General features: G+C 70.8%; 16 protein-coding genes, 1 tRNA gene and 1 pseudogene. 6 read left to right on the top strand and 12 right to left on the bottom strand.

Translation table 11 applies throughout. The annotated features are described in order from the left end of the window. Positions 1 to 17: 17 nt before the first annotated feature. The 4 genes from ACWIHY_RS02720 to ACWIHY_RS02705 all read right to left on the bottom strand — a co-directional run bounded on the left by ACWIHY_RS02720 (position 18) and on the right by ACWIHY_RS02705 (position 4,145). Complete coding sequence (locus ACWIHY_RS02720; RefSeq protein ID WP_454373726.1) at positions 18 to 944, bottom strand: dihydrodipicolinate synthase family protein; 927 nt, start codon at positions 942 to 944, stop codon at positions 18 to 20. Between the two features lie 168 nt (positions 945 to 1,112). Beyond that, positions 1,113 to 2,639 carry an FAD/NAD(P)-dependent oxidoreductase gene (locus ACWIHY_RS02715; RefSeq protein WP_454373725.1) on the bottom strand — a complete coding sequence of 509 codons (1,527 nt, stop codon included), beginning with the start codon at positions 2,637 to 2,639 and terminating at the stop codon, positions 1,113 to 1,115. Continuing rightward, positions 2,617 to 2,955 (bottom strand): (2Fe-2S)-binding protein, encoded by a 339-nt coding sequence (locus tag ACWIHY_RS02710; protein WP_454373724.1) that lies wholly within the window; start codon positions 2,953 to 2,955, stop codon positions 2,617 to 2,619. The genes ACWIHY_RS02715 and ACWIHY_RS02710 overlap by 23 nt, the downstream gene beginning before the upstream one ends. Then, on the bottom strand, positions 2,952 to 4,145 hold the full coding sequence (locus ACWIHY_RS02705; protein ID WP_454373723.1) for an NAD(P)/FAD-dependent oxidoreductase: 1,194 nt from the start codon (positions 4,143 to 4,145) through the stop codon (positions 2,952 to 2,954). Before ACWIHY_RS02705 ends, ACWIHY_RS02710 begins: the two co-directional genes overlap by 4 nt. A 152-nt stretch (positions 4,146 to 4,297) precedes the next feature. Here ACWIHY_RS02705 and ACWIHY_RS02700 point away from each other — a divergent pair, with 152 nt between their 5' ends. Further along, the gene (locus ACWIHY_RS02700) at positions 4,298 to 5,668 is read left to right on the top strand and encodes an aminopeptidase P family protein (protein WP_454373873.1); all 1,371 of its coding nucleotides are present in this window, start codon (positions 4,298 to 4,300) and stop codon (positions 5,666 to 5,668) included. Positions 5,669 to 5,710: 42 nt separating this feature from the next. On the opposite strand, the gene ACWIHY_RS02695 is transcribed toward ACWIHY_RS02700, so the two are convergent. Both ACWIHY_RS02695 and ACWIHY_RS02690 read right to left on the bottom strand, forming a co-directional pair. After that, positions 5,711 to 6,190, bottom strand: coding sequence for a VOC family protein (locus tag ACWIHY_RS02695; protein WP_454373722.1), 480 nt, complete (start codon positions 6,188 to 6,190; stop codon positions 5,711 to 5,713). A 195-nt stretch (positions 6,191 to 6,385) separates the two neighbouring features. Then, positions 6,386 to 6,470 (bottom strand) — tRNA-Leu (locus ACWIHY_RS02690). A 181-nt stretch (positions 6,471 to 6,651) separates the two neighbouring features. On the opposite strand from ACWIHY_RS02690, the pseudogene ACWIHY_RS02685 reads away from it, so the two are divergent. After that, a pseudogene (locus tag ACWIHY_RS02685) lies at positions 6,652 to 7,979 on the top strand (DUF2254 domain-containing protein). Between the two features lie 21 nt (positions 7,980 to 8,000). On the opposite strand, the gene ACWIHY_RS02680 reads toward ACWIHY_RS02685, so the two are convergent. The 3 genes from ACWIHY_RS02680 to sucC form a co-directional block, all read right to left on the bottom strand. Further along, entirely contained in the window at positions 8,001 to 9,542 is a 1,542-nt protein-coding gene (locus ACWIHY_RS02680; protein WP_454373721.1) for an aldehyde dehydrogenase family protein, read from the bottom strand. 159 nt (positions 9,543 to 9,701) lie between these two features. Beyond that, complete coding sequence (gene sucD / locus ACWIHY_RS02675; RefSeq protein WP_454373720.1) at positions 9,702 to 10,598, bottom strand: succinate--CoA ligase subunit alpha; 897 nt, start codon at positions 10,596 to 10,598, stop codon at positions 9,702 to 9,704. Positions 10,599 to 10,615: 17 nt separating this feature from the next. Continuing rightward, entirely contained in the window at positions 10,616 to 11,749 is a 1,134-nt protein-coding gene (sucC, locus tag ACWIHY_RS02670; RefSeq protein ID WP_454373719.1) for an ADP-forming succinate--CoA ligase subunit beta, read from the bottom strand. 162 nt (positions 11,750 to 11,911) lie between these two features. Between sucC and ACWIHY_RS02665 the strand changes: the two genes are divergently transcribed. The 4 genes from ACWIHY_RS02665 (at position 11,912) to ACWIHY_RS02650 (ending at position 18,491) form a co-directional block, all read left to right on the top strand. Then, positions 11,912 to 13,594, top strand: coding sequence for a thiamine pyrophosphate-binding protein (locus ACWIHY_RS02665; protein WP_454373718.1), 1,683 nt, complete (start codon positions 11,912 to 11,914; stop codon positions 13,592 to 13,594). A 12-nt stretch (positions 13,595 to 13,606) separates the two neighbouring features. Beyond that, positions 13,607 to 14,836, top strand: coding sequence for a formyl-CoA transferase (gene frc / locus ACWIHY_RS02660; RefSeq protein WP_454373717.1), 1,230 nt, complete (start codon positions 13,607 to 13,609; stop codon positions 14,834 to 14,836). Then, positions 14,836 to 16,983 (top strand): acetate--CoA ligase family protein, encoded by a 2,148-nt coding sequence (locus ACWIHY_RS02655; protein WP_454373716.1) that lies wholly within the window; start codon positions 14,836 to 14,838, stop codon positions 16,981 to 16,983. The genes frc and ACWIHY_RS02655 overlap by 1 nt, the downstream gene beginning before the upstream one ends. Positions 16,984 to 17,102: 119 nt before the next feature. After that, on the top strand, positions 17,103 to 18,491 hold the full coding sequence (locus tag ACWIHY_RS02650; RefSeq protein WP_454373715.1) for an OFA family MFS transporter: 1,389 nt from the start codon (positions 17,103 to 17,105) through the stop codon (positions 18,489 to 18,491). A gap of 9 nt (positions 18,492 to 18,500) precedes the next feature. Here the strand turns inward: ACWIHY_RS02650 and ACWIHY_RS02645 are convergent, their stop codons facing one another. From ACWIHY_RS02645 to eboE, 3 genes are read right to left on the bottom strand one after another with little or no spacing between them, the layout of a single operon-like run. Continuing rightward, positions 18,501 to 19,529 (bottom strand): sugar phosphate isomerase/epimerase family protein, encoded by a 1,029-nt coding sequence (locus ACWIHY_RS02645; RefSeq protein WP_454373872.1) that lies wholly within the window; start codon positions 19,527 to 19,529, stop codon positions 18,501 to 18,503. 26 nt (positions 19,530 to 19,555) lie between these two features. After that, entirely contained in the window at positions 19,556 to 20,965 is a 1,410-nt protein-coding gene (locus ACWIHY_RS02640) for an alkaline phosphatase family protein (RefSeq protein ID WP_454373714.1), read from the bottom strand. Further along, entirely contained in the window at positions 20,962 to 22,131 is a 1,170-nt protein-coding gene (gene eboE / locus ACWIHY_RS02635) for a metabolite traffic protein EboE (RefSeq protein ID WP_454373712.1), read from the bottom strand. The genes ACWIHY_RS02640 and eboE overlap by 4 nt, the downstream gene beginning before the upstream one ends.

The following is a 22,131-nucleotide window of genomic DNA, read 5'->3' as shown; positions in this document are numbered from 1 at the left end:
TCTGGACTCCCGGTAGGTCAGCACAATCCGGCGGCGACGGCTTTCCCGGTGGCGGCGCGGACGGCCGCCTCCTGCTCGGGGAGGAGGGGGACGCGCGGCGGCCGGCAGGGGCCGCCGGGGCGGCCGACGATGTCCATGGACAGCTTGATCGCCTGCACGAATTCGGTCTTGGAGTCCCAGCGGTGCAGCGCGTGGAGCTGCTTGTAGAGGGGTACGGCGGTGGCGAGATCGCCCGCGATCGCGGCGTGATAGAGCTCCACGGTGGCCTTGGGGAGGGCGTTCGGGTAACCGGAGACCCAGCCCTTGGCCCCGCCGATGGCGAGTTCCACGACCACGTCGTCGGCGCCTATCAGGACATCCAGCTCGGGGGCGAGCTCCGCGACCTGGTAGATGCGGCGGACGTCGCCGGAGAACTCCTTGACGGCGTGGATGTGCCCGGCCGCGTGCAGCGTGGCGAGCAGTTCGGGGGTCAGGTCGACCTTGGTGTCGTGCGGGTTGTTGTACGCGACGACCGGGACGCCTGCCTGGGCGACCTCTTCGTAATGGGCGAGTACGGAGCGCTCGTCCGCGCGGTAGGCGTTCGGGGGCAGCAGCATCACGGAGGCACATCCGGCGTCCCGGGCCTGTTCGGCCCAGCGGCGGGCCTCGGCCGAGCCGTACGCGGCGACGCCCGGCATCACGCGCTGCCCGCCGACGGCGGCGACGGCGGTCTCGACGACCTTGGCGCGCTCCTGCGGAGTGAGTACCTGGTACTCACCGAGCGAGCCGTTGGGTACGACGCCGTCGCAGCCGTTCTCGACGAGCCAGGCGCAGTGTCCGGCGAAGGCGTCGTAGTCGACGCTGAGGTCCTCGCGCAGGGGCAGCGCGGTCGCGACCAGGACCCCGCGCCAGGGGCGGAGTACGGGGTGGGTGACGTTCGGGTTCATCAAGACCTCACGGTTCATCAAGACCTCACTTCGAATGGCGCGGAAGGCACGTCGTTGCGGGCGCCGCGGGACCGTCCCGGCTTCCTCTCCAGCGGGTCGGGGGCAGCACCCGCACCCGCCTCCGCGCGCCGATGTGCCGCGATGGGACGCGCGGAAACCCCCCGGGCCCTGCGGGCAGAATGGTGTTCACGGCGGCGGAGCCTCCTCCCCCGCCCGCGCCAGCACCGACAGCGGAACGGGGCGTGCGAACGGTCGCCGGGACAGCGCCGGGGGACAGCCGGCCACACCCGCGACGCCGGGTGCGCACACGCGGCCCTGGCACCAGCCCATTCCGGCGCGGGTCAGCAGTTTGACGGTGCGCAGGTCCGTGGCGCCCAGTTCGTCCACCGCCTCGCGGACTGCGCGGGCCGGAACCTCCTCGCACCGGCAGACGATCGTGTCGTCGGTGACCTGCTCCGCCCAATGAGCGGGCGGCGTGAAGACGGCGTCGATCGCCGCGCAGAAGGACCGCAGCCGTGTACGGGTCCTGGCCGCCCCTGCCCAGTCCCCGGGATCGGGCACACGGCCCCGGAGCCGGGCCGCGATCGACCGCCCCGCGATCTCCCCCTCGGCGAGGGAGAGCACCGCTCCCCCGACACCGGTCGCTTCGCCCGCCGCCCACACGCCCGGTACCTCCGTACGCTGCTCGTCGTCGACGGCCACCGCCCACTCACCGTCGTCGCCCCTGCTGTCGATGCGACAGCCGAGTGCCCCGGCAAGGTCGGTGTGCGGCAGCATGCCGTGCCCGACCGCGAGCGTGTCGCAGGCGATCCGCCGCCCGGTGCCGGGCCGTACCCGCCCCTCGGTGTCCAGTGCCGCCACGGTCACGGCCTCCAGCCTGTCGGTGCCATGCGCGGCGACGACCGTGTGGCGGGTCCTGACCGGCACCCTGTGCCGGAACAGCCCGGCTGCGTACCGGGCGCCCTCGGCCAGCTTCGCGGGGTGCGCGGCGAGCGTCCGGGCCTGCCGTACAGAGGACTTGGCGTCGGCCGACTCGATCAGCGCCGCCACCTTCGCTCCCGCCGCCGCGAGCCCCGCGGCCACCGGCAGCAGCAGCGGGCCGGTCCCGGCCACCACCACGGTACGGCCGGGCAGTACGAGGCCGCCCTTGAGCATGGCCTGCGCACCGCCCGCCGTGACGACTCCGGGCAGCGTCCAGCCGGGGAACGGCAACACCTTCTCGTACCCGCCGGTCGCAAGGAGCACGGCATCGGCGCGTACCGTCCGGGGCTCCACCTGCTCGGGCCCGACGAGAGCGTGCACGGTGAACCCGCCCCCGCCGTGCGGCTCCACGAACCAGACGTGCCGGTCGGCGAGATGCGTGATCCGGCCGGCGGCGACGTGAGCGTCCAGCCGGGACCGCAGGCGCTCCCAGGTTCCCCACGCGTGATGCAGCGCCTGCGGCCGCCGGGCGCCCAGCCGCGCGTCGGACTGCCGGTAGAACTGCCCGCCCGCCTGGGCCGCGGAGTCGACGAGGGTGACCCGTACCCCGAGGTCGGCGGCCATGAGCGCGGCGGCAAGCCCTGCGGGTCCGGCGCCGATGACGGCCACCGTCTCCCCCTCGGCACCGGCGCCGACCGTACGTCCGTCGCCGCGCCGCGCGCCAACCGTACGGTCATCGCCCTCACCCGAGCCCGCGGGCACCGGGACCTCACTCGGCGGAGGCATCGGCATCGTGACCCGTCCCTTCCTGCGTCCGGACGGCGTCGCCCGGCGACACCTGCACCAGGCAAGCCCGTTGATTCGGGCGGTCGTTGACCGTCACCAGGCAGTCGAAGCAGACGCCGATGCCACAGAAGACGCCACGCGGCCGGCCCCCGTCACGCGTCGTACGCCATGAAGTGATGCCCGCCGACCACAGCACGGCGGCGATGTTCTGACCCGGCAGCGCATCGACGGGCCGCCCGTCCAGGGTGACCGTGAATCCCGGCTCGGGCCGGGCCCGTACCAGATCCAGCGGCGTACGACGCGGGACGCGACGGGGCGTCATCCGGCCTCCTCCTGAAGCATCGGGAAGCGATCGGGGCGAAAGGGTGCGAGGTCCAGATCCGGCGTCGCCGCCCCCGTGAGGGCCTGGGCGATCACGTACCCCGTGCCCGTGGCAAGTCCGATCCCCGCCCCCTCGTGCCCGCACGCATGGTGCAGACCGGGCACGCGCGCGTCGGGGCCGATCGCCGGCAGGTGGTCCGGCAGGTAGGGCCGGAAGCCCAGATAGCCGCGTATCGCGCTGACCCGCCCCAGCACGGGGAACAGCTCGGTCGCCTGCGCCGCGAGCCGCCGCACCACCGGCAGGGCGAAGGTGCGGTCGAAGCCCACCCGCTCCCGGCTGGCGCCGATCAGCACGGGGCCCGCTGCCGTACCCTCGACCACCGCCGAGGCCTGCAGCGCGGAGGAGTCACTGGCCACGTCGGCGACGTAATCCGCGGCGTACACCTTGTGCCGGATCAGCCTCGGCGGCAACGGCTCGGTCACCAGGACGAATCCGCGCCGGGGCAGTACCGGCAGGTGGACCCCGGCCAGCGCGGCCAGTTCGCCGCCCCAGGTCCCGGCCGCGTTGACGACGGCCGGGGCGTGAATGTCCCCCTGGCCGGTACGCACGCCGAGCACACTTCCGCCGGCTGTCCCCGTACGCCGCAGCACCGCGGTGACAGCCGTGCCGGTCCGCAGCTCGGCGCCGGCCCGCCTGGCCGCCCGTACGAAATACGCGGCGGCAAGACCGGGCATCACCTGGCAGTCCTGCGGGTAATGGACGCCACCGGCAAGGCCGGGCGCCAAACAGGGCTCCAGGGAGTGGAGTTCACTCACGCCGACAGACCGCGCCTCGACGCCGGCCGCGCGCTGCCGCGCGGCGAAGGCATCCAGAGCGGTCAGCGCTTCCGGCCGGGAGGCGACCACGACACCACCCTTGGGCTCGTACTCGACAGCACTGCGGAACCCGGGCTCGGCGGCGGCGAGTTCCCGCCACAACCGCCCCGACAGCAGCGCGAGTTCGAGCTCCGGTCCCGGTTCCTTGTCGGACACCAGCAGATTACCCTCGCCCGCCCCCGTGGTGCCGCCGGCCACCGGCCCGCGGTCGACGAGCACGGTACGCAGGCCCGCCCGGGCGGCGTAGAGGGCGCAGGCAGCGCCCACCATTCCGGCCCCAACGACCACAACGTCGCAGGTCAGTCGGTTGCTCACGTCAGTACAATGTCACATGTTCCCTTGCGCGCCAAGGGTGTCTACGCTGATTCCACGACTGTGAGCAGGCAACAGCGAAGAGAGGACCTCACGTGTCCAAGGGCCGTAAGAACAGCCTCTGTCCGACCGTCTCCGACGAACTCGCCGAGCTGATGAGGACAGGCTGGGCCGACACCGAGCGGCGTGACCTCGAACCGGACAGCCAGGCCCCGTACGCGGCCAAGCGCCGCGCCGCGCTCTGTGCCCGCTTCCCGGGCGAGCGCCTGGTGATCCCGGCCGGGAACCCCAAGGTGCGCGCGAACGACAGCCACTACCCCTTCCGTCCCTCCAGCGAGTACGTCCACCTCACCGGCGACCAGACCGAGGACGCGGTACTGGTCCTGGAACCCCTCGCGGACGGCGGCCACGAGGCGACCGCGTACCTCCTCCCCCGCTCCGACCGCGAGACGGGCGAGTTCTGGCAGGACGCGGCCAAGGGCGAGTTGTGGGTCGGCCGCCGGAACAGCCTCTCCGAGGCCGCGACGCTGCTGGGCCTGCCGTGCGGGGACGTCCGCAAGGCCGCCGACGAGCTGCGCGCCGCAGCGAGCGACCCCGCCACCCCGACCCGTATGGTGCGCGGCTACGACGCCGGCCTCGAGACAGCCCTGGCCACGGACGAAGAGCGCGACTGCGAACTCAAGACCGTCCTGGCCGAGCTGCGTCTCGTCAAGGACGAGTGGGAGATCGGTGAGCTGCGCAGGGCCTGCGACTCGACCGTCCACGGATTCACCGATGTCGTACGGGAGTTGGCCACCGCTGTCGCCACCTCGGAGCGGTGGATCGAGGGTACGTTCTTCCGCCGGGCCCGCCTGGAGGGCAACGACGTCGGCTACGGCTCCATCTGCGCCGCGGGCGAGCACGCCACGATCATGCACTGGGTGCGCAACGACGGCGAGGTACGCCCGGGCGACCTGCTCCTCCTCGACGCGGGTGTGGAGACCCGTACCCTCTACACCGCCGACGTCACCCGCACGCTCCCCGTCGACGGCACCTTCACCCCGCTCCAGCGCAGGATCTACGACGCGGTGTTCGAGGCCCAGCAGGCCGGCATCGACGCCGTGCGCCCCGGTGCGCGCTACCGGGACTTCCATGAGGCCGCCCAGCGCAGCCTGGCGGAAAGGCTCGTCGAGTGGGGCCTGCTGGAGGGGCCCGCCGAGCGCGTGTACGACCTCGGCCTGCAACGCCGATTCACCATGGCCGGCACCGGCCACATGCTGGGCCTCGACGTACACGACTGCGCCACGGCGCGCACGGAGTCGTACGTCGACGGAGTCCTGGAACCCGGCATGGTCCTGACGGTCGAGCCGGGCCTGTACTTCCAGCCGGACGACCTGACCGTGCCAGCCGAGTACCGCGGCATCGGCGTGCGCATCGAGGACGACATCCTGGTCACCGCCGACGGCAACGAGAACCTGTCGGCCGGCCTGCCCCGCACCTCCGCCGGGGTCGAGACGTGGATGCGGGACCTCACGGCACGGCAGTAGCCGCACGACTCCGCGCCGACGGCTCACCCGGGCCGGCGAGGACTACTCCCCCGCGTAGGCCCTGCGCAGAGCGGCGATGTCGAGCTTGACCATCGAGAGCATCGCCTCGGTGGTCCGCTTCGCCTTCTGCGGATCGGGGTCGCCGACCATCTCGATGAGCCCTGCGGGGACGACCTGCCAGGACACCCCGAACTTGTCCTTGAGCCACCCACAGACGCTCTCCGCGCCACCTTCCGTGAGCCTGCTCCAGTAGTGATCCACCTCGTCCTGGTCGTCGCAGAGGATCTGGAACGAGACGGCTTCGCTGAAGGTGAACTCGGGCCCGCCGTTCAGGGCCACGAACTTCTGCCCGTTGGCCTCGAACTCGACGGTGACCACCTCGCCGACGCGCCCGGGCCCGGCCTCGTTGTAGCGGGTGACTCGTCCGAGCCTGGAGTCCTTGAAGACCGAGACGTAGTGGTGCGCGGCCTCCTCGGCCTGACCGTCGAACCACAGACACGTCGTGAAACCCTTGGCGACCATCGGTACCTCCCGCGTATGAGTGTGTGTACACAGGGAAGACCGGCCCGGCACGCCAAACTCATCGGTTCCACGACCGGAGAAATCGCGGGCCGGCTTTCATGTCACGGGGGGAGCACGAGAACGTGCGCACTCCGCTGAGCACGCGCAAAAACGAATTGCCGACAGGCCTGGGGCCTGCCGGCAAAACGTCGCATGTGTCCGAGGGGGGACTTGAACCCCCACGCCCGATAAAGGGCACTAGCACCTCAAGCTAGCGCGTCTGCCATTCCGCCACCCGGACCAGGTGGTCGGCCCCGGTTTCCCGCGGCGACATGGCAAACAATACCAGGGGTTCGGTGTGCCTTTCACCTGCGTATCCCGTGGTCAGTGGCCTGCGGCGGGCACGCGCGACGCGAATCGCCCCAGGTCGCGCCACCGCCATTACAGCGTGTTGCGGGACGGGGACGCGTAGCGTTCGCGCGGTGAGTTACGGATACGGATTCGGCCGCGCCGGGCGTCGGTACCGCCGGCCGCGCACGCTGTCGCCGTTGCGTGAGCATCTGCGGGACACGTTCTGGTTCGCGCCGGCCCTGGGGCTGGTGTGCGCGTTCGCGCTGTGGTGGGCGGCGTCGGCGCTCGATGCGGAGATCGTCGCGTACCTCCAGGGCGAGGAGGCGTACGACGAGGTCGGCGACCTGATCGGGATCGCCGAGGACGCCAGGACGATCGTCACGACGATCAGCTCGGCGATGATGACCTTCATCGGTGTGGTCTTCAGCATCTCGCTGGTGGCCGTACAGATGGCGAGCGGCGAGTTCACGCCCCGGGTCGTACGGATCTTCGTGCGGAGCCGGATCACCAAGCTCACGCTCACCGTCTTCCTGGCGACGTTCCTCTTCTCGCTGCTGGTGCTGAGCCAGTACGACAGCGAGGACGACCCCCGGCTCGTCACCACCGTGCCGCTCGTGCAGAGCGTCGTCACCATGCTCCTGGTGCTGCTGAGTCTGCTGCTGTTCATCGCCTATGTGTCGGCCACGCTGCGGCTGATGCAGGTGGGGCCCGTCGTCGACCACATCGCGCGTGAGGCCTTCCGGGTGCTGGCCAGGCAGCCCGACCGGGAAGGGGAGGGCGGCCCGCTCGCTCCCGGAGCAAATCGATCCTGCACCGGGGCCGGGCGGGGGTGCTGCGGGATGTGAATGTCGCGCGACTGGTACGGGCGGCCAGGCGCGGGGGTGTCGTCCTGCGGCTCGTTCCGCGGATCGGGGACTTCGTCGTTCCGGGGACGCCGGTGCTGGCTGTCCACGGTGACGGGGCGTCGTCGCGGCGCGCGCTCCGGTACACGGCGTACGTCGGGGTGGAGCGCACTTCTCATCAGGACCTGGGGTTCGGGCTGCGGCAGCTGTCCGACATCGCGCTGCGCGCGCTCTCGCCGGCCGTCAACGATCCGACGACCGCCGTGCAGTGTCTGGACCGGATCGTCCAGTTCCTCGCCGCGGTGGTGGACAGGCCGCTGGGGGCCGTGCATCACCGGGACGGCCTGGGTGCGGTGCGGCTGGTGCAGGACGTACCGGGGTGGGCCGATCTGGTGGATCTCGGGTTCACCGAGATCAGGGGGTGCGCGGCCGGCAGTCCCCAGGTGTCGCGGCGGCTGCTCGCCGGGATCGACGATCTGCTGCTGCTGGCGCCCGAGGACAGGAGGGAGCCGCTGGTGCGGCACCGTACGCTCCTCGTCCAGGCCGTGGAGCGTACGGTGCCGGAGGCCGCCGACCGGGCGTTCGCCCTGCTCCCCGATCACCAGGGCATCGGCTAGCCCGGAGCCGGGGCGGCCCGGCTAGGGCATCAGGTGGTAGTCGGGGAAGTTGCCCGGCAGGCGTTCGTCCCGCGGGCCCTCGGTGACGGAGCGGATGAGGAGCTCTCCGCCCACGAACGCGCCTCGCCAGGACGCGCCGAAGCCGCCGAAGAGTTCGTCGCGGTCGCCGCGCGAACGGGGCTTCCCGTGGCCCACCTTGAAGGAACGGATCTGGGGAGCGAGGCGTTCGTACGTCGAGGGGTCGTCGGTGGAAAGTGTCGCCACCAGGGCCCCGTTGGAGGCGTTCATCGCGGCGAGGAGTTCCGCCTCCGTGTCGACCAGGACGATGGTGTCCACCGGGCCGAAGGGCTCCGCGTGGTGGAGGGGGGACGAGCGTGGCGGGTTCAGCAGGGTGACGGGCGGCACGTAGGCGCTGGTGTCCTGGCCGGGGAGGAATCGGGCGTCGGCGAGTGAGCCGCGGTGGAGCGGCACCGCGCCCCGGTCGATCGCCTCGCTGACCTGGTCGGCCAGCTCCTTGGCCTTGGCCGCGTTGATGAGCGGGCCGAAGTCCAGGGTGGGGAGCGGGTCTTCGGGGTGCTCCACGGCCAGGGGGTGGCCGGTGCGGATGGAGCGTACGGCGGGGAGGTACGCCGCCAGGAACGCGTCGAACAGCGCGCGCTGGACGACGAAGCGCGGGTAGGCGGTGCAGCGCTGCTTGCCGTAGTCGAAGAGCTTGGGGATGAGGGAGGTCAGGGTGGGCCAGTCCGTGTAGTTCCAGATGCCCCAGGTGTTGAGTCCCTCCTGTTCGAGGATGTGGCGCTTGCCGAGGTCGGCCACGGCGGTGGCGATACGGGCGCCCGTGTCGCGTCCGCCCACGAACGAGACGCAGCCGATCTCCGGCGAGCGGACGAGGGAGGCGGAGAGTTCACTGCCGCTGCCGCTCACGAGGGTGACCGGGATGCCCTCGCGCGCCGCCAGGGCCGAGGCCAGGGTGAGGCAGGCGACGCCTCCGTCGGTGGGGGCCTTGGCGATGACCGCGTTGCCGGCCAGGGCCTGCACCAGCATGGCGTGGACCAGTACGGACATCGGGTAGTTCCAGCTGGCGATGTTGGAGACCGGGCCGGAGAGCGGGGTACGGCCGGCCAGCATGGGCTCGATGCCGTCGACGTACCAGCGCACGCCGTCGATCGCGCGGTCGACGTCGGCCTGGGCGAGGCGCCACGGCTTGCCTATCTCCCAGACCAGGAGGAGGGCCAGCAGTTCGCGGTGCTCGGTGAGGGCGTCGAGGGTGGCCGCCACCCGGGCGCGGCGTTCGGGCAGCGGGACGTGGCGCCAGGCGCGGTGCTGGTCCAGGGAGGCGCGTACGGCCTGGCCGGCGGTGGCGGCGTCCAGGCGCGGCGGGCCGGCGATGGGACTGCCGTCGACGGGCGAAGTGGCGCCGAGCGCACGGCCGTCGGGCTTCCACGCGGAGGCCCAGAGATTGAGTACGCGGTCGTCCTTGAAGGCCTCGGGGGCGACGGCGAGGCATCGCTGCCACGCGTCGGCCCAGGCCGTGCCCGGCTTGAGGGTGAGGGTGGGTGCCATCTGGTGTCTCCGCTCGTGAAGGGGGCGGGGCTGAGTGGCGCGGTGGGCCGCCCCTGCACGGGGGCGGCCCTGGACGGACGTTAGTGACGCGGGCGGCGCGGCGGTACCGAAGGCGCCCTGACTGTGCGTGACGTCACGTGCGCCGGACCGGACGTGACGTCACGTGCGCCGGGCGAGGTGGGAGAGGTGCTCGAGGGCCAGGCGTGCCGTCTCCGACGGGGTGCTGCCCACGCGTACGCCTGCCCCTTCGAGGGCCTGCTTCTTCGCCTCCGCGGTGCCCGACGATCCGGAGACGATCGCGCCCGCGTGGCCCATCGTCCTGCCCTCCGGGGCCGTGAAGCCCGCGACGTAGCCGATGACGGGTTTGGTGACGTGAGCGGAGATGTACGCCGCCGCGCGTTCCTCCGCGTCGCCGCCGATCTCTCCTATCAGGATGATGATCTCGGTGTCGGGGTCGTCCTCGAAGGCGGCGAGGCAGTCGATGTGCGTGGTGCCGGTCACCGGGTCGCCGCCGATGCCGACGGCCGTCGTGAAACCCGTCTCGCGCAGTTCGTACATCAGCTGGTAGGTGAGGGTGCCGGATTTGGAGACCAGCCCGATGGGGCCGGGTTTGCTGGCGATGTCCGCCGGGATGATGCCCGCGTTGGACTGGCCGGGGCTGATCAGCCCAGGGCAGTTGGGGCCGATGACGCGGGTACCGCGTGCCGTGGCGTAAGCGTGGAACGTGACGGCGTCGTGGACCGGGATGCCTTCCGTGATCACGACGGCCAGGCCGATGCCGGCGTCCGCGGCCTCGATGACCGCCGCCCTGGCGAAGGGCGGGGGCACGAAGACGATCGTCACGTCGGCGTCCGTGGCGGCCATCGCCTCGGACACCGTGCCGAAGACCGGGACCGTACGATCGTCGAAGTCGACGACACGGCCGGCCTTGCGCGGGTTGACGCCGCCCACGACGTCGGTGCCCGCAGCGAGCATGCGGCGGGTGTGCTTCATGCCCTCGGCCCCGGTCATGCCCTGGACGAGGACCTTGCTCTCCTTGGTCAGGTAGATCGCCATGTCGGTCTCTCCTCGGCTCAGGCTGTGGTGGCCAGTTGGGCGGCTCGGCGGGCTGCGCTGTCCATCGTGGTGGCCTGGTGGACGAGGGGATGGGCGCGGTCGTCGAGGATGGCGCGGCCGCGGGCTGCGGCGTTGCCGTCCAGGCGTACGACGAGGGGACGGGTGAGCCGCACCGACTCGAGGGCCTGGACGATGCCGTCGGCCACCGCGTCGCAGGCCGTGATGCCGCCGAAGACGTTGACGAAGACCGACTTCACCGCGGGGTCGGAGAGGATGACGGACAGGCCGTCGGCCATGACCTGGGCCGACGCCCCTCCCCCGATGTCGAGGAAGTTCGCGGGGCGGGCGCCGCAGCCGGCGACCACGTCGAGGGTCGACATGACGAGACCGGCGCCGTTGCCGATGATGCCCACCTCTCCGTCGAGCTTGACGTAGTTGAGGCCCTTGGCTGTCGCCGCCGCTTCGAGCGGATCCGTGTGCGGGTCGGGTGCCTGCGACCCCCGGCGCGCCTGCCGGAACCGGGCGTTGTCGTCGACCGTGACCTTGCCGTCGAGGGCGAGGATCCGGCCGTCCGTGGTCCGTACGAGCGGGTTGACCTCCACCAGGAGGGCGTCTTCCCGGGTCAGGACCTGCCACAGCTGCTGGAGTACGGGCGCCACCTCCGGCGGGAGCCCCGCCGCCGTGGCGATCTCGGCGGCCTTGGACGGGGTGACGCCCTCGTCCGGATCCACCGGGATGCGGACCACCGCGTCGGGGCGGGTCGCCGCGACCTCCTCGATGTCCATGCCACCCTCGGCCGCCGCGATGGCCAGGAAGCGGCCCGAGGCTCGGTCGAGGACGTAGGAGACGTAGAACTCCGTCTCGATGCCGACCGGCTGGGCCAGCATGACCGTGCGGACCGTGTGGCCCTTGATGTCCATGCCGAGGATCCGGCGGGCGGTCAGTTCAGCCGCCGCCGGGTCGACGGCGAGCTTCACCCCGCCCGCTTTGCCGCGGCCCCCTGTCTTCACCTGCGCCTTGACGACGACGCGGCCGCCGAGGCGCTCCGCCGCGTGACGGGCCTCGCGGGGTGTGCCGGCCACCTCGGCGTCCGGCACCAGAACGCCGTACCGCGCGAAGAGTTCCCTTGCCTGGTGCTCGTACAGGTCCATACCGGCTCCTCAATGCTCCGTCGGAAAGTGCCGCACGCCCCCTGGACACCACCCACCGGATGCGGGATAACAAGCTTCATACAGTATTCGTCGACTGTATGCAATCTACGCGGGACCGCTCCAGCACCGCTCCAGCACCCCTACGAAGGGACGGACTTCGCCATGCCCGACGACAGCCAGGAACTCATCTCCGGTGGGCATTTGGTCGCCAAGGCGCTCAAAGCAGAAGGGGTCGACCGCATCTACACCCTCTGCGGCGGCCACATCATCGACATCTACGACGGCTGCGTCGACGAGGGCATCGATGTCATCGACGTACGCCACGAGCAGGTCGCCGCCCACGCCGCCGATGGCTACTCCCGCATCACCGGAAAGCCGGGATGCGCCGTCGTCACCGCCGGCCCCGGCACGACCGACGCCGTCACCGGTGTCGCCAACGCCTTCCGCGCCGAGTCGCCCATGCTGCTGATCGGCGGCCAGGGCGCCCACACCCAGCACAAGATGGGGTCACTCCAGGACCTGCCGCACGTCGACATGATGACGCCGATCACCAAGTTCTCCGCGACCGTGCCGGACACCGCGCGGGCCGCCGACATGGTGTCCATGGCGTTCCGCGAGTGCTATCACGGCGCCCCGGGACCCTCGTTCCTGGAGATCCCGCGCGACGTGCTCGACGCCAAGGTTCCCGTCGACACGGCGCGCGTGCCGAGGGCCGGGCAGTACCGGGCCTCGACACGCGCCGCCGGCGACCCCGAGGCGATCGAGAAGCTGGCCGATCTGCTCGTACACGCCGAGAAACCCGCGATCCTGCTCGGCAGCCAGGTCTGGACGACGCGTGCGACGGACGCGGCCACCGAGCTGGTACGGACGCTGAACGTGCCCGCGTACATGAACGGCGCGGGACGCGGGACCCTGCCGCCGGGCGACCCGCACCACTTCCAGCTGTCACGGCGCTACGCCTTCGCCAACGCCGACCTCATCATCATCGTCGGCACGCCCTTCGACTTCCGGATGGGATACGGGAAGCGGCTCTCGCCGGCGGCGACCGTCGTACAGATCGACCTGGACTACCGGACCGTCGGCAAGAACAGGGACGTCGATCTGGGGATCGTGGGTGACGCCGGCCTGATCCTCAAGTGTGTCACCGAGTCGGCGTCCGGGCGGCTCAACGGCGGCTCCGTCAAGCGCAAGGCCTGGCTGGAGGAACTGCGTACCGCCGAGCAGACGGCCATCGACAAGCGCCTGCCGCAGCTGAAGTCCGACGCCTCGCCCATCCACCCGTACCGCCTCGTCAGCGAGATCAACGACTTCCTGACGGAGGACTCCATCTACATCGGGGACGGCGGCGACATCGTCACCTTCTCCGGACAGGTCGTACAGCCCAAGTCCCCCGGCCACTGGATGGACCCGGGACCGCTCGGCACGCTCGGCGTCGGAGTGCCCTTCGTGCTCGCCGCGAAGCAGGCACGGCCCGACAAGGAGGTCGTGGCGCTCTTCGGGGACGGCGCGTTCTCACTGACCGGCTGGGACTTCGAGACGCTGGTGCGCTACAACCTGCCCTTCGTCGGGATCGTCGGCAACAACTCCTCGATGAACCAAATCCGTTACGGCCAGAAGGCGAAGTACGGCGACGAGCGCGAGCGGGTCGGCAACACCCTCGGCGACGTCCACTACGACAAGTTCGCGCAGATGCTGGGCGGTTACGGCGAAGAGGTCCGCGACCCCGCCGACATCGCGCCCGCCCTGCGCCGCGCCCGCGAGTCGGGGATGCCGTCGCTCATCAATGTGTGGCTCGACCCGGACGTGTACGCCCCCGGAACCATGAACCAGACCATGTACAAGTAGCGGAGGCCTCCCATGACCAAGGCTCTGGAGGGCGTGCGCGTCCTCGACATGACCCACGTACAGTCCGGCCCCTCCGCCACTCAGCTCCTCGGATGGCTCGGCGCCGACGTCGTGAAGCTGGAGGCGCCGACCGGTGACATCACGCGCAAGCAGCTGCGCGACCTGCCGGACGTCGACTCCCTCTACTTCACGATGCTCAACTGCAACAAGCGGAGCATCACCCTCAACACCAAGACCGAGCGCGGCAAAGAGATCCTGACGGAGCTCATCCGGCGCTCCGACGTGATGGTGGAGAACTTCGGCCCCGGCGCCGTCGACCGGATGGGCTTCACCTGGGAGCGCATCCAGGAGATCAACCCGAGGATCGTGTACGCCTCGATCAAGGGCTTCGGAGACGGCCCGTACACCAACTTCAAGGCGTACGAGGTCGTCGCGCAGGCCATGGGCGGGTCCATGTCCACCACCGGCTTCGAGGACGGACCGCCGCTCGCCACCGGTGCGCAGATAGGCGACTCCGGCACGGGGATCCACGCCGTCGCCGGCATCCTCGCCGCCCTCTTCCAGCGCGAGAACACCGGGCGTGGCCAGCGCGTCAACGTCGCCATGCAGCACGCCGTGCTGAACCTGTGCCGCGTGAAGCTGCGCGACCAGCAGCGCCTCGCGCACGGCCCGCTCGCCGAGTACCCGAACGACGACTTCGGCGACGACGTGCCGCGCAGCGGCAACGCGAGCGGCGGCGGCCAGCCCGGGTGGGCGGTCAAGTGCGCGCCCGGCGGGCCGAACGACTATGTGTACGTCATCGTCCAGCCCGTCGGCTGGCGGCCGCTCGCCGAGCTGATCGGGCGCCCCGAGCTGGCGGACGACCCCGAGTGGGCGACTCCGGCGGACCGGCTGCCCAAGCTCGGCAAGATGTTCCAGCTGATCGAGGAGTGGTCGTCGGCCCTGCCCAAGTGGGAGGTGCTGGAGCAGCTCAACGCCCACAACATCCCGTGCGGGCCGATCCTCTCGACCAAGGAGATCTTCGAGGACGCGTCGCTCGCCGCGAACGAGATGGTCGTCGAGGTCGAGCACCCCGAGCGCGGCACCTTCACCACCGTCGGCAACCCCATCAAGCTGTCCGACTCCCCCTTCGACGTGGTCACCTCACCGCTGCTCGGTGAGCACAACGCGGAGGTGTACGTCGGCGAGCTCGGCCTCGGCGACGAGGAGCTGCGGCTGCTCAAGACGAACGGAGTGATCTGATGGCCGCCCGACGCGATGCCCCGGCCGTACGGGCCGTACTGGACGCGGCGGTCACCGGGGGCCGCAGCGCGCTGACCGCCCCCGAGGCCAAGCTCATCGCCGACGCGTACGGCATACCCGTCCCGGCGGAGGCGCTGGCCGAGACCGTGGACGACGCCGTGGCCTTCGCCGCCCGGATCGGCTTCCCGGTGGCGCTCAAGATCGTCTCACCCGAGATCGTGCACAAGACGGACGCGGGCGGGGTGCGGATCGGGCTGAAGTCGCCCAGCGAAGTGCGGGCGGCGTTCACGGAGATCGTGGCCAACGCGCGTACCTACGATCCGAAGGCGCGCATCCGGGGCGTCCAGGTCCAGCAGATGGTGCCGGCCGGGCAGGAGGTCATCGTCGGGGCCGTCACCGATCCGACCTTCGGGAAGATCGTGGCGTTCGGCCTGGGCGGGGTGCTGGTGGAGGTGCTGAAGGACATCACCTTCCGGCTCGCCCCGGTGTCCGAGGCAGACGCGCTCTCCATGCTCGACTCGATCCGGGCCGCCGAGATCCTGCGGGGCGTGCGGGGCGGGGAGGCCGTCGACCGTACGGCGCTCGCGGAGCTGATCGTGCGGGTGTCCGAACTGGCGGCGGACTTCCCCGAGATCGCGGAGGTCGACCTCAACCCCGTGTTCGCGACGGCTGGCGGGGTGATGGCGGCGGACGTACGCATCCTGCTCGGCGGTTCCTCCCCCGCGCCCCGGCGTCAGTACGGCCGCGAGGAGATCCTGACCTCGATGCGGCGGCTGATGCAGCCGCGTTCGGTGGCCGTCGTGGGCGCGTCCAACGAGCAGGGCAAGATCGGCAATTCGCTGATGCGCAACCTCGTCGACGGCGGTTTTCCCGGCGAGATCCATCCGGTGAACCCCCGGGCCGATGACATCTTGGGCCGCAAGGCGTACAAGAGTGTGACGGATGTCCCGGGTGAGGTGGATGTGGCGGTCTTCGCGATCCCCGCCAGGTTCGTGGCGGCGGCGCTGGAGGAAGTGGGGCGCAAGGGGATCCCCAACGCCGTGCTCATTCCCTCGGGCTTCGCGGAGACCGGCGAGCACGCGCTCCAGGCGGAGATCGTGGCCATCGCGGAGCGGTACGGCGTACGCCTGCTCGGGCCGAACATCTACGGCTACTACTCGACGTGGCACGACCTCTGCGCCACCTTCTGCACCCCGTACGACGTCAGGGGCGGGGTGGCACTGACCTCCCAGTCGGGCGGCATCGGGATGGCGATCCTCGGGTTCGCCCGTACGACGAGGACCGGTGTCTCGGCGATCGTCGGGCTCGGCAACAAGTCGGACCTCGACGAGGACGACCTGCTGACCTGGTTCGGCGAGGATCCCCACACCACGTGCATCGCGATGCACCTGGAGGATCTGAAGGACGGCCGGGCCTTCGTGGAGGCGGCGCGGGCGACCGTACGGAAGAAACCGGTGGTCGTGCTGAAGGCCGGCCGTACGAGCGCGGGCGCGAAGGCCGCCGGTTCGCACACGGGGGCGCTCGCGGGTGACGACGCGGTGTACGAGGACATCCTGCGGCAGGCCGGGGTGATCAGGGCGCCCGGTCTGAACGAGATGCTCGAGTACGCGCGAGCGCTGCCGGTGCTGCCGGTGCCGAAGGGCGACAACGTCGTCGTCATCACGGGCGCGGGCGGGTCGGGGGTGCTCCTGTCGGACGCGATCGTCGACAACGGGATGTCCCTGATGGAGATCCCGGAGGATCTGGACGCGGCGTTCAAGGCCTTCATCCCGCCCTTCGGGGCGGCCGGCAACCCGATCGACATAACGGGGGGCGAACCCCCTTCGACGTACGAGGCCACCATCCGGCTGGGGATGGAGGACCCGCGGATCCACGCGCTGGTGCTCGGCTACTGGCACACGATCGTCACCCCGCCGATGGTCTTCGCGGAGCTGACGGCGCGGGTGGTGGAGGAGTTCCGGGCGCGCGGCGTCGAGAAGCCTGTGGTGGCTTCGCTGGCGGGCGACGTGGAGGTCGAGGAGGCGTGCGCGTACCTCTACGAGCGGGGTGTCGTGGCGTATCCGTACACGACGGAGAGGCCGGTGGAGGTGCTCGGCGCGAAGTACAAGTGGGCGCGCGCGGCCGGGCTGTTGGGGGGCGGTCGATGAGCTGAGCAGCGGCTCGGCCCACGGGGCCCCGCGGCGTCCGCTCGCCGCGCGGCCCCGGCACGAAGAGAACGGACAGGGGGCGCTGCCCAGGCTTCTTCGACGCAAGGGGTTCGATCGACATGGCGACAACAGACATCTCATCGTCCGTCCCCTACCGGGAGGTGACGGACGCCAACGGCCGGATGTACCGGCTGGGCGAGACCGACGTGGACATCATGGGCCGGCCACGCAAGTGGATGGTCATCCTGCCGTGGGTGGGAATGATGGGCATCAGCTCGGCGGAGTACGCGTTCGCGTCCGCCGAGGACACCCTGCACACCGCGCACGGGTGGGGCAGCCAGCACATCTTCTGGATGCTCGGCGTGTGGGTGTTCTTCCAGGCGGCGGTCGCCTTCCCGGCCGGAAAATTGCGGGAGAGCGGGAAGCTGCCGGCCCGCTGGGCGATGATGCTCGGCGCGGTGGGCACGCTGCTCGGCTATCTGTCGCTGGCCTTCGCGCCGCATGTGATCGTGGCGTACGTCGGCTTCGGTATGTTCAGCGGTATGGGCGCCGGCATGGTCTACGCGACCTGCGTGAACATGGTCGGCAAGTGGTATCCGGAGCGCAAGGGCGGCAAGACCGGCTTCGTGAACGGCGGTTTCGCCTACGGCTCGGTGCCGTTCGTGTTCCTCTTCACCGGCTTCATGGACCTGACGAACTTCCGCTGGGTGCTGGTCGGCGTCGGCGTCTTCCTCGCCGGTGTGGTGGCCTTCGCCGGGTACTTCTTCCAGGACCCGCCGAAGAACTGGTGGCCCGCCGAGATCGACCCGCTGCGCAAGCCGGACGACCCGCGTGCGCGGCGCGCGCTGGAGAAGAACCCGCCGGCCGTGAAGCAGTACACGCCGAGGGAGGCATGGCAGACGGGGCGCGTGGGCCTGATGTGGTTCTGCCTGCTCTGTACGTCGGGCGTGAACATCTTCGGCATCGCCTTCCAGGTGCCGTTCGGTGACGAGGCCGGCTTCGCGGGCGGCATCGTGGCCACGGCGATGTCCCTGAAGGCGATCGTGAACGGGACCGGGCGCGGGGTGATCGGCTGGCTGTCGGACCGGTACGGCCGCAAGCAGTGCCTGATCTTCGTCTGCGTCGTACTGGGGCTCTCCCAGTACGGAATCCTCTTCTCCGGGAACATCGGCAACCTGCCGCTGTTCCTGCTGTTCTCCAGCATCTCCGGATTCGGCGGCGGCGCGATCTTCCCGATGTTCGCGGCGATGACGGCGGACTACTTCGGGGAGAACAACAACGCCTCCAACTACGGTCTGGTCTACAGCTCCAAGCTGGTGTCCGGCCTGCTCGGGTCCGGTATGGGCGCCGTGGTCGTGGGCGCCTGGGGGTACGGCGGAGCCTTCGTACTGGCGGGGTCGATCTCCCTGTTCGCCGGCTTCATCGCGATCTTCCTTCACCCGCCGGGGCGGCCACGGGCCCGGCACATCAAGCCGAACCCGCAGCCGATCAGCCGCGACGCGGTCTAGCGAAGGGGCTCAGCAGTCCTTCTCACGCAGCGAGTGCAGATGTGCGGCGGACTTGCGGGCGAAGGCGAACGACTCGGCCGGGTTGTCGTGTTCCGCCTGCCAGTGGTGGTCACGGCGCCCGCCCCGGGTCTTCGAGACCGCCGAGATGAACCGCTTGTAGTCGATGTCTCCGTCCCCGACGTCCACCATCCGGTAGCCGTCGCGGGCGGACTCGTCGTGTTCGCCGTCCTTGACGTGGAAGAGCGGGTAGCGGTCGGGCTGCTCCAGTACGTAGTCGAGCGGCTCGAACGGGGCCGGCGTGCCGTCGGCGCGCTTGCCGAAGCGGAACTGGGCGGCGTACGCCCAGTAGATGTCCATCTCGAGGTAGACCAGGTCGGGGTCGGTCTCGGCAAGGAGTACGTCGTAGAGGCGGACGTCGGGCTTGTCGGTCGCGAAGGAGAACTCCTCGGCGTGGTTGTGCTGGTAGAACTTCATGCCGCGGGCCCTGGCCGCGGCGCCGTACGTGTTGAAGTCCTGCGCGGCCCGCTTCCAGCCGTCGACGGTCGCGCCGTAGCGCCAGGGGCCGGACGCGGTGCCGATGTGCTTGAGGCCGAGAGCCTGGGCGTCGTCGAGGACCTTGGTGAGGTTCTGGGCGAAGCTGTAGGCGGCCGGGTTCCTGTCGTCGTAGTAGTTGACGTGGCTGCCTATGCCGCGCAGGCCGTGGTCGCGGGTGAGTCCGCGGAGCTGGGCGAGGGTGATGGGGCCCGCGGCGCCCTGGGTGTAGCCGGCGTACTCGACCTCGTCGTAGCCGAAGCGCTCCAGCTCGGCGAAGACCTTCGCGAAGCCGAGGGTCGAGACCTTGTCGCGCAGGGAGTAGAGCTGGACGCCGAGGCGGCCGGGGGGCAGGACGGGACGGCCGCGGCCCGTGCTCTGCGCCGCCGCGGTGGGTGCCGCGGCGCCGAGCAGGGCTGCGGCACTCGCCCCGGCGGCCACGCCGAGCATGCCTCGTCTGGAGAGCTTGTGGGTGAGTTCGGGGTCGGTGGTGGTCTTGCGGCTCATGGGGCGCACGGGTGGAACTCCTTTTGTCAGTGCAGTCCGGCAAGCTGAAGGAGCAGGGCTTTCACATCGGTGGCCGCGACGCGGTCACCGACAGCGCGGGGGGTGGAGCACAGGATGAGCGGACCTTCTTCGTCGCGCTCGGGGAGGCGGCCGTGGCTGCCGCGGACGGGTGAGGGGTCGAGGGGGACGACCGCCATGCGGTAGCGCATGCCGAGCTTCTTGCGGGCGAGGGCCTTGGCCGCCTTGACGCGTACGTACGGGTCGAGGGGGTCCATGAACAGCTCGACGGGGTCGTAACCGGGCTTGCGGTGGATCTCGACGAGCTGGGCGAAGTCCGGGGCTTTGGCGTCGTCGAGCCAGTAGTAGTAGGTGAACCAGGCGTCGGGTTCGGCGACGGCGACCAGTTCGCCGGAGCGCGGGTGGTCGAGCCCGTGCTTCTTCTTGCCGTCGTCGTCGAGGAGTTCGGCGATGCCTTCGAGGTCCGCGAGTGCGGCGCGGGTGGCTGCCATGTTCTCGGGGTTCTCGGGGTGTCGTACGTAGACGTGCGCGAGCTGGTGGTCGGCGACGGCGAACGCCCTGGAGGTCACGGGGTCGAGGTACTCCATGCCGTCCTGGGTGTGGACCTCGACGAGCCCGGCGCGGCGCAGGGCGCGGTTGATGTCGACGGCACGCGAGACGCGGGTGATGCCGTACTCGGAAAGCGCCACGACCGTACGGCCCTCGGCCTTCGCGTCGGCGAGCAGCGGTGCGACGGCGGCGTCGAGTTCGGCGGCGGCCCGGTGCGCGCGGGGGTCGTCGGGGCCGTAGCGCTGGAGGTCGTAGTCGAGGTGCGGGAGGTAGCACAGGGCCAGGTCGGGGTGGCGGGTGCGCAGGATGTGACGGGTCGCGTCGATGATCCACTGGGAGGACACGAGATCGGCTCCCGGGCCCCAGAAGTGGAAGAGGGGGAACGTACCGAACTGCTCGGTGAGTTCGTCGTGGAGGGCCGGGGGCCGGGTGTAGCAGTCGGGTTCTTTGCGGCCGTCGGCGTAGTAGACGGGGCGGGGGGTGACGGTGAAGTCGGTGTCGGCGCCCATCGCGTACCACCAGCAGATGTTGGCGACGGTGTAGCCGGGGTGGGCGCGGCGTGCGGCGTCCCAGATCTTGTCGCCGGAGACGAGACCGTTGTGCTGGCGCCACAGGAGTACTTCGCCGAGCTCGCGGAAGTACCAGCCGTTGCCGACGATGCCGTGCTCGGCGGGGGTGGTGCCGGTGAGGAAGGTCGACTGGGCGGCGCAGGTGACGGCGGGCAGGACGGTGCCGAGGGGTGCCTGCGAGCCGGACCGGGCGAGTCGGGTGAGGTGCGGCATGTGGGCGAGCAGCTGCGGGGTGAGGCCGACGACGTCCAGGACGAGGAGAGGGGTGGGGGCGGCGCTGGTGGTGTGCGGCTGCGTCACGGCAGCTCCTTGAGGCCGAGGTCGACCAGGAGGTCGCGGACGAGGGTGAGCTCGGCGGCGATCCCGTCGGCGAGCTGGGTGCGGTTGCGGGGGCGCAGCTCGGGTGGGAGCGCCTGCCAGGTGTACGTCTCCACCTCCAGGTGGCGGGTGAGCGGCGCGCGGCCGCCGACGAGGCGGGTGAGGGCGTCCCGGAGCACGGAGAGGGTGGAGGTGAGCGGCGGGGCCGGTGGGGCGTGGAGGGGGACGTGGAAGTGGGCTCGCCAGGGAGCGCCGTCGGGGAGCACTCCGCCGGTGAGGGCCTCGCCGAGGTCGTCGGTGCCGCGTAGGCCGGCGGCGGTTCGGGTGCGTGTCTGGTGGAGGAAGCGGGGTTCGTCGAAGGCGGCGAGTGCTTCGCGCACCTCGGGGAGGTGCGGGTCTTCGGCGTGCAGGGCGGCGGAGAGCTGCGCCTTGGGGATCGTGACGCCGGCGGCGATGAGCGCGTCGAGTGCGGTCGCCGGGTCCTCGAAGGAAGTGGCGAGGTGGCAGGTGTCGACGCAGACGCCGATGCGCCGCGTGGCCAGGGCGGTGAGCGGGCCGATGGCGTCGGCGGTGGTCTCGACGGTGCAGCCCGGTTCGGGTTCGAGGCCGATACGGACGGACTTGCCCGTCATCTCCTCCAGGGCGTCGAGGCGTTCGGCCAACGTGGCGAGGGCCGCGCGGGCGGTCCGGGCGGCGGCGGCTCCGAAGGGGACGCGCCAGGCGAGCGGGAGGGTAGAGATGGTCCCCTCGGTGACGTCGTCGGGGAGCAACGCGGCGAGGAGGTGGGCGAGATCGGTGGTGTGGTCCAGACGCGCGGGCTCGGTCCAGTCGGGCCGGTAGACGCGGTACTTGACCTCCTCGGCTCCGAAGCCCTCGTACGGGAAGCCGTTGAGGGTGACGACTTCGAGCCCGCGCCGATCCAGCTCGGCGCGCAGGCCGCGCAGGGCCGCCGGGTCGTTGATCAGCGCGTGCGCGGCGTCCCTGGCGAGCCACAGGCCGATGCCGAGGCGGTCCCGGCCGAGGCGTCTGCGTACGGGCTCGCAGTGGTCGCGGAGCTGGGCGAGTACGCCGTCGAGGGTCTCGGCGGGGTGGACGTTGGTGCAGTACGCGAGGTGGACGGTGGAACCGTCGGGGTGGCGGAAGCGCAT

Source organism: Streptomyces sp. NPDC055287, from assembly GCF_053646035.1.
The sequence above is the reverse complement of the archived record's forward strand: the minus strand, read 5'-3'. Positions and strand labels throughout refer to the sequence as shown.

Coding starts and splice junctions, on each gene's coding strand:
- ACWIHY_RS02720 (WP_454373726.1), bottom strand. CDS start 944: ATGAACCGTGAGGTCTTGATGAACCCGAACGTCACCCACCCCGTACTC.
- ACWIHY_RS02715 (WP_454373725.1), bottom strand. CDS start 2,639: ATGCCGATGCCTCCGCCGAGTGAGGTCCCGGTGCCCGCGGGCTCGGGT.
- ACWIHY_RS02710 (WP_454373724.1), bottom strand. CDS start 2,955: ATGACGCCCCGTCGCGTCCCGCGTCGTACGCCGCTGGATCTGGTACGG.
- ACWIHY_RS02700 (WP_454373873.1), top strand. CDS start 4,298: ATGAGGACAGGCTGGGCCGACACCGAGCGGCGTGACCTCGAACCGGAC.
- ACWIHY_RS02695 (WP_454373722.1), bottom strand. CDS start 6,190: ATGGTCGCCAAGGGTTTCACGACGTGTCTGTGGTTCGACGGTCAGGCC.
- ACWIHY_RS02680 (WP_454373721.1), bottom strand. CDS start 9,542: ATGGCACCCACCCTCACCCTCAAGCCGGGCACGGCCTGGGCCGACGCG.
- sucD (WP_454373720.1), bottom strand. CDS start 10,598: ATGGCGATCTACCTGACCAAGGAGAGCAAGGTCCTCGTCCAGGGCATG.
- sucC (WP_454373719.1), bottom strand. CDS start 11,749: ATGGACCTGTACGAGCACCAGGCAAGGGAACTCTTCGCGCGGTACGGC.
- ACWIHY_RS02665 (WP_454373718.1), top strand. CDS start 11,912: ATGCCCGACGACAGCCAGGAACTCATCTCCGGTGGGCATTTGGTCGCC.
- frc (WP_454373717.1), top strand. CDS start 13,607: ATGACCAAGGCTCTGGAGGGCGTGCGCGTCCTCGACATGACCCACGTA.
- ACWIHY_RS02655 (WP_454373716.1), top strand. CDS start 14,836: ATGGCCGCCCGACGCGATGCCCCGGCCGTACGGGCCGTACTGGACGCG.
- ACWIHY_RS02650 (WP_454373715.1), top strand. CDS start 17,103: ATGGCGACAACAGACATCTCATCGTCCGTCCCCTACCGGGAGGTGACG.
- ACWIHY_RS02645 (WP_454373872.1), bottom strand. CDS start 19,529: ATGAGCCGCAAGACCACCACCGACCCCGAACTCACCCACAAGCTCTCC.
- eboE (WP_454373712.1), bottom strand. CDS start 22,131: ATGCGCTTCCGCCACCCCGACGGTTCCACCGTCCACCTCGCGTACTGC.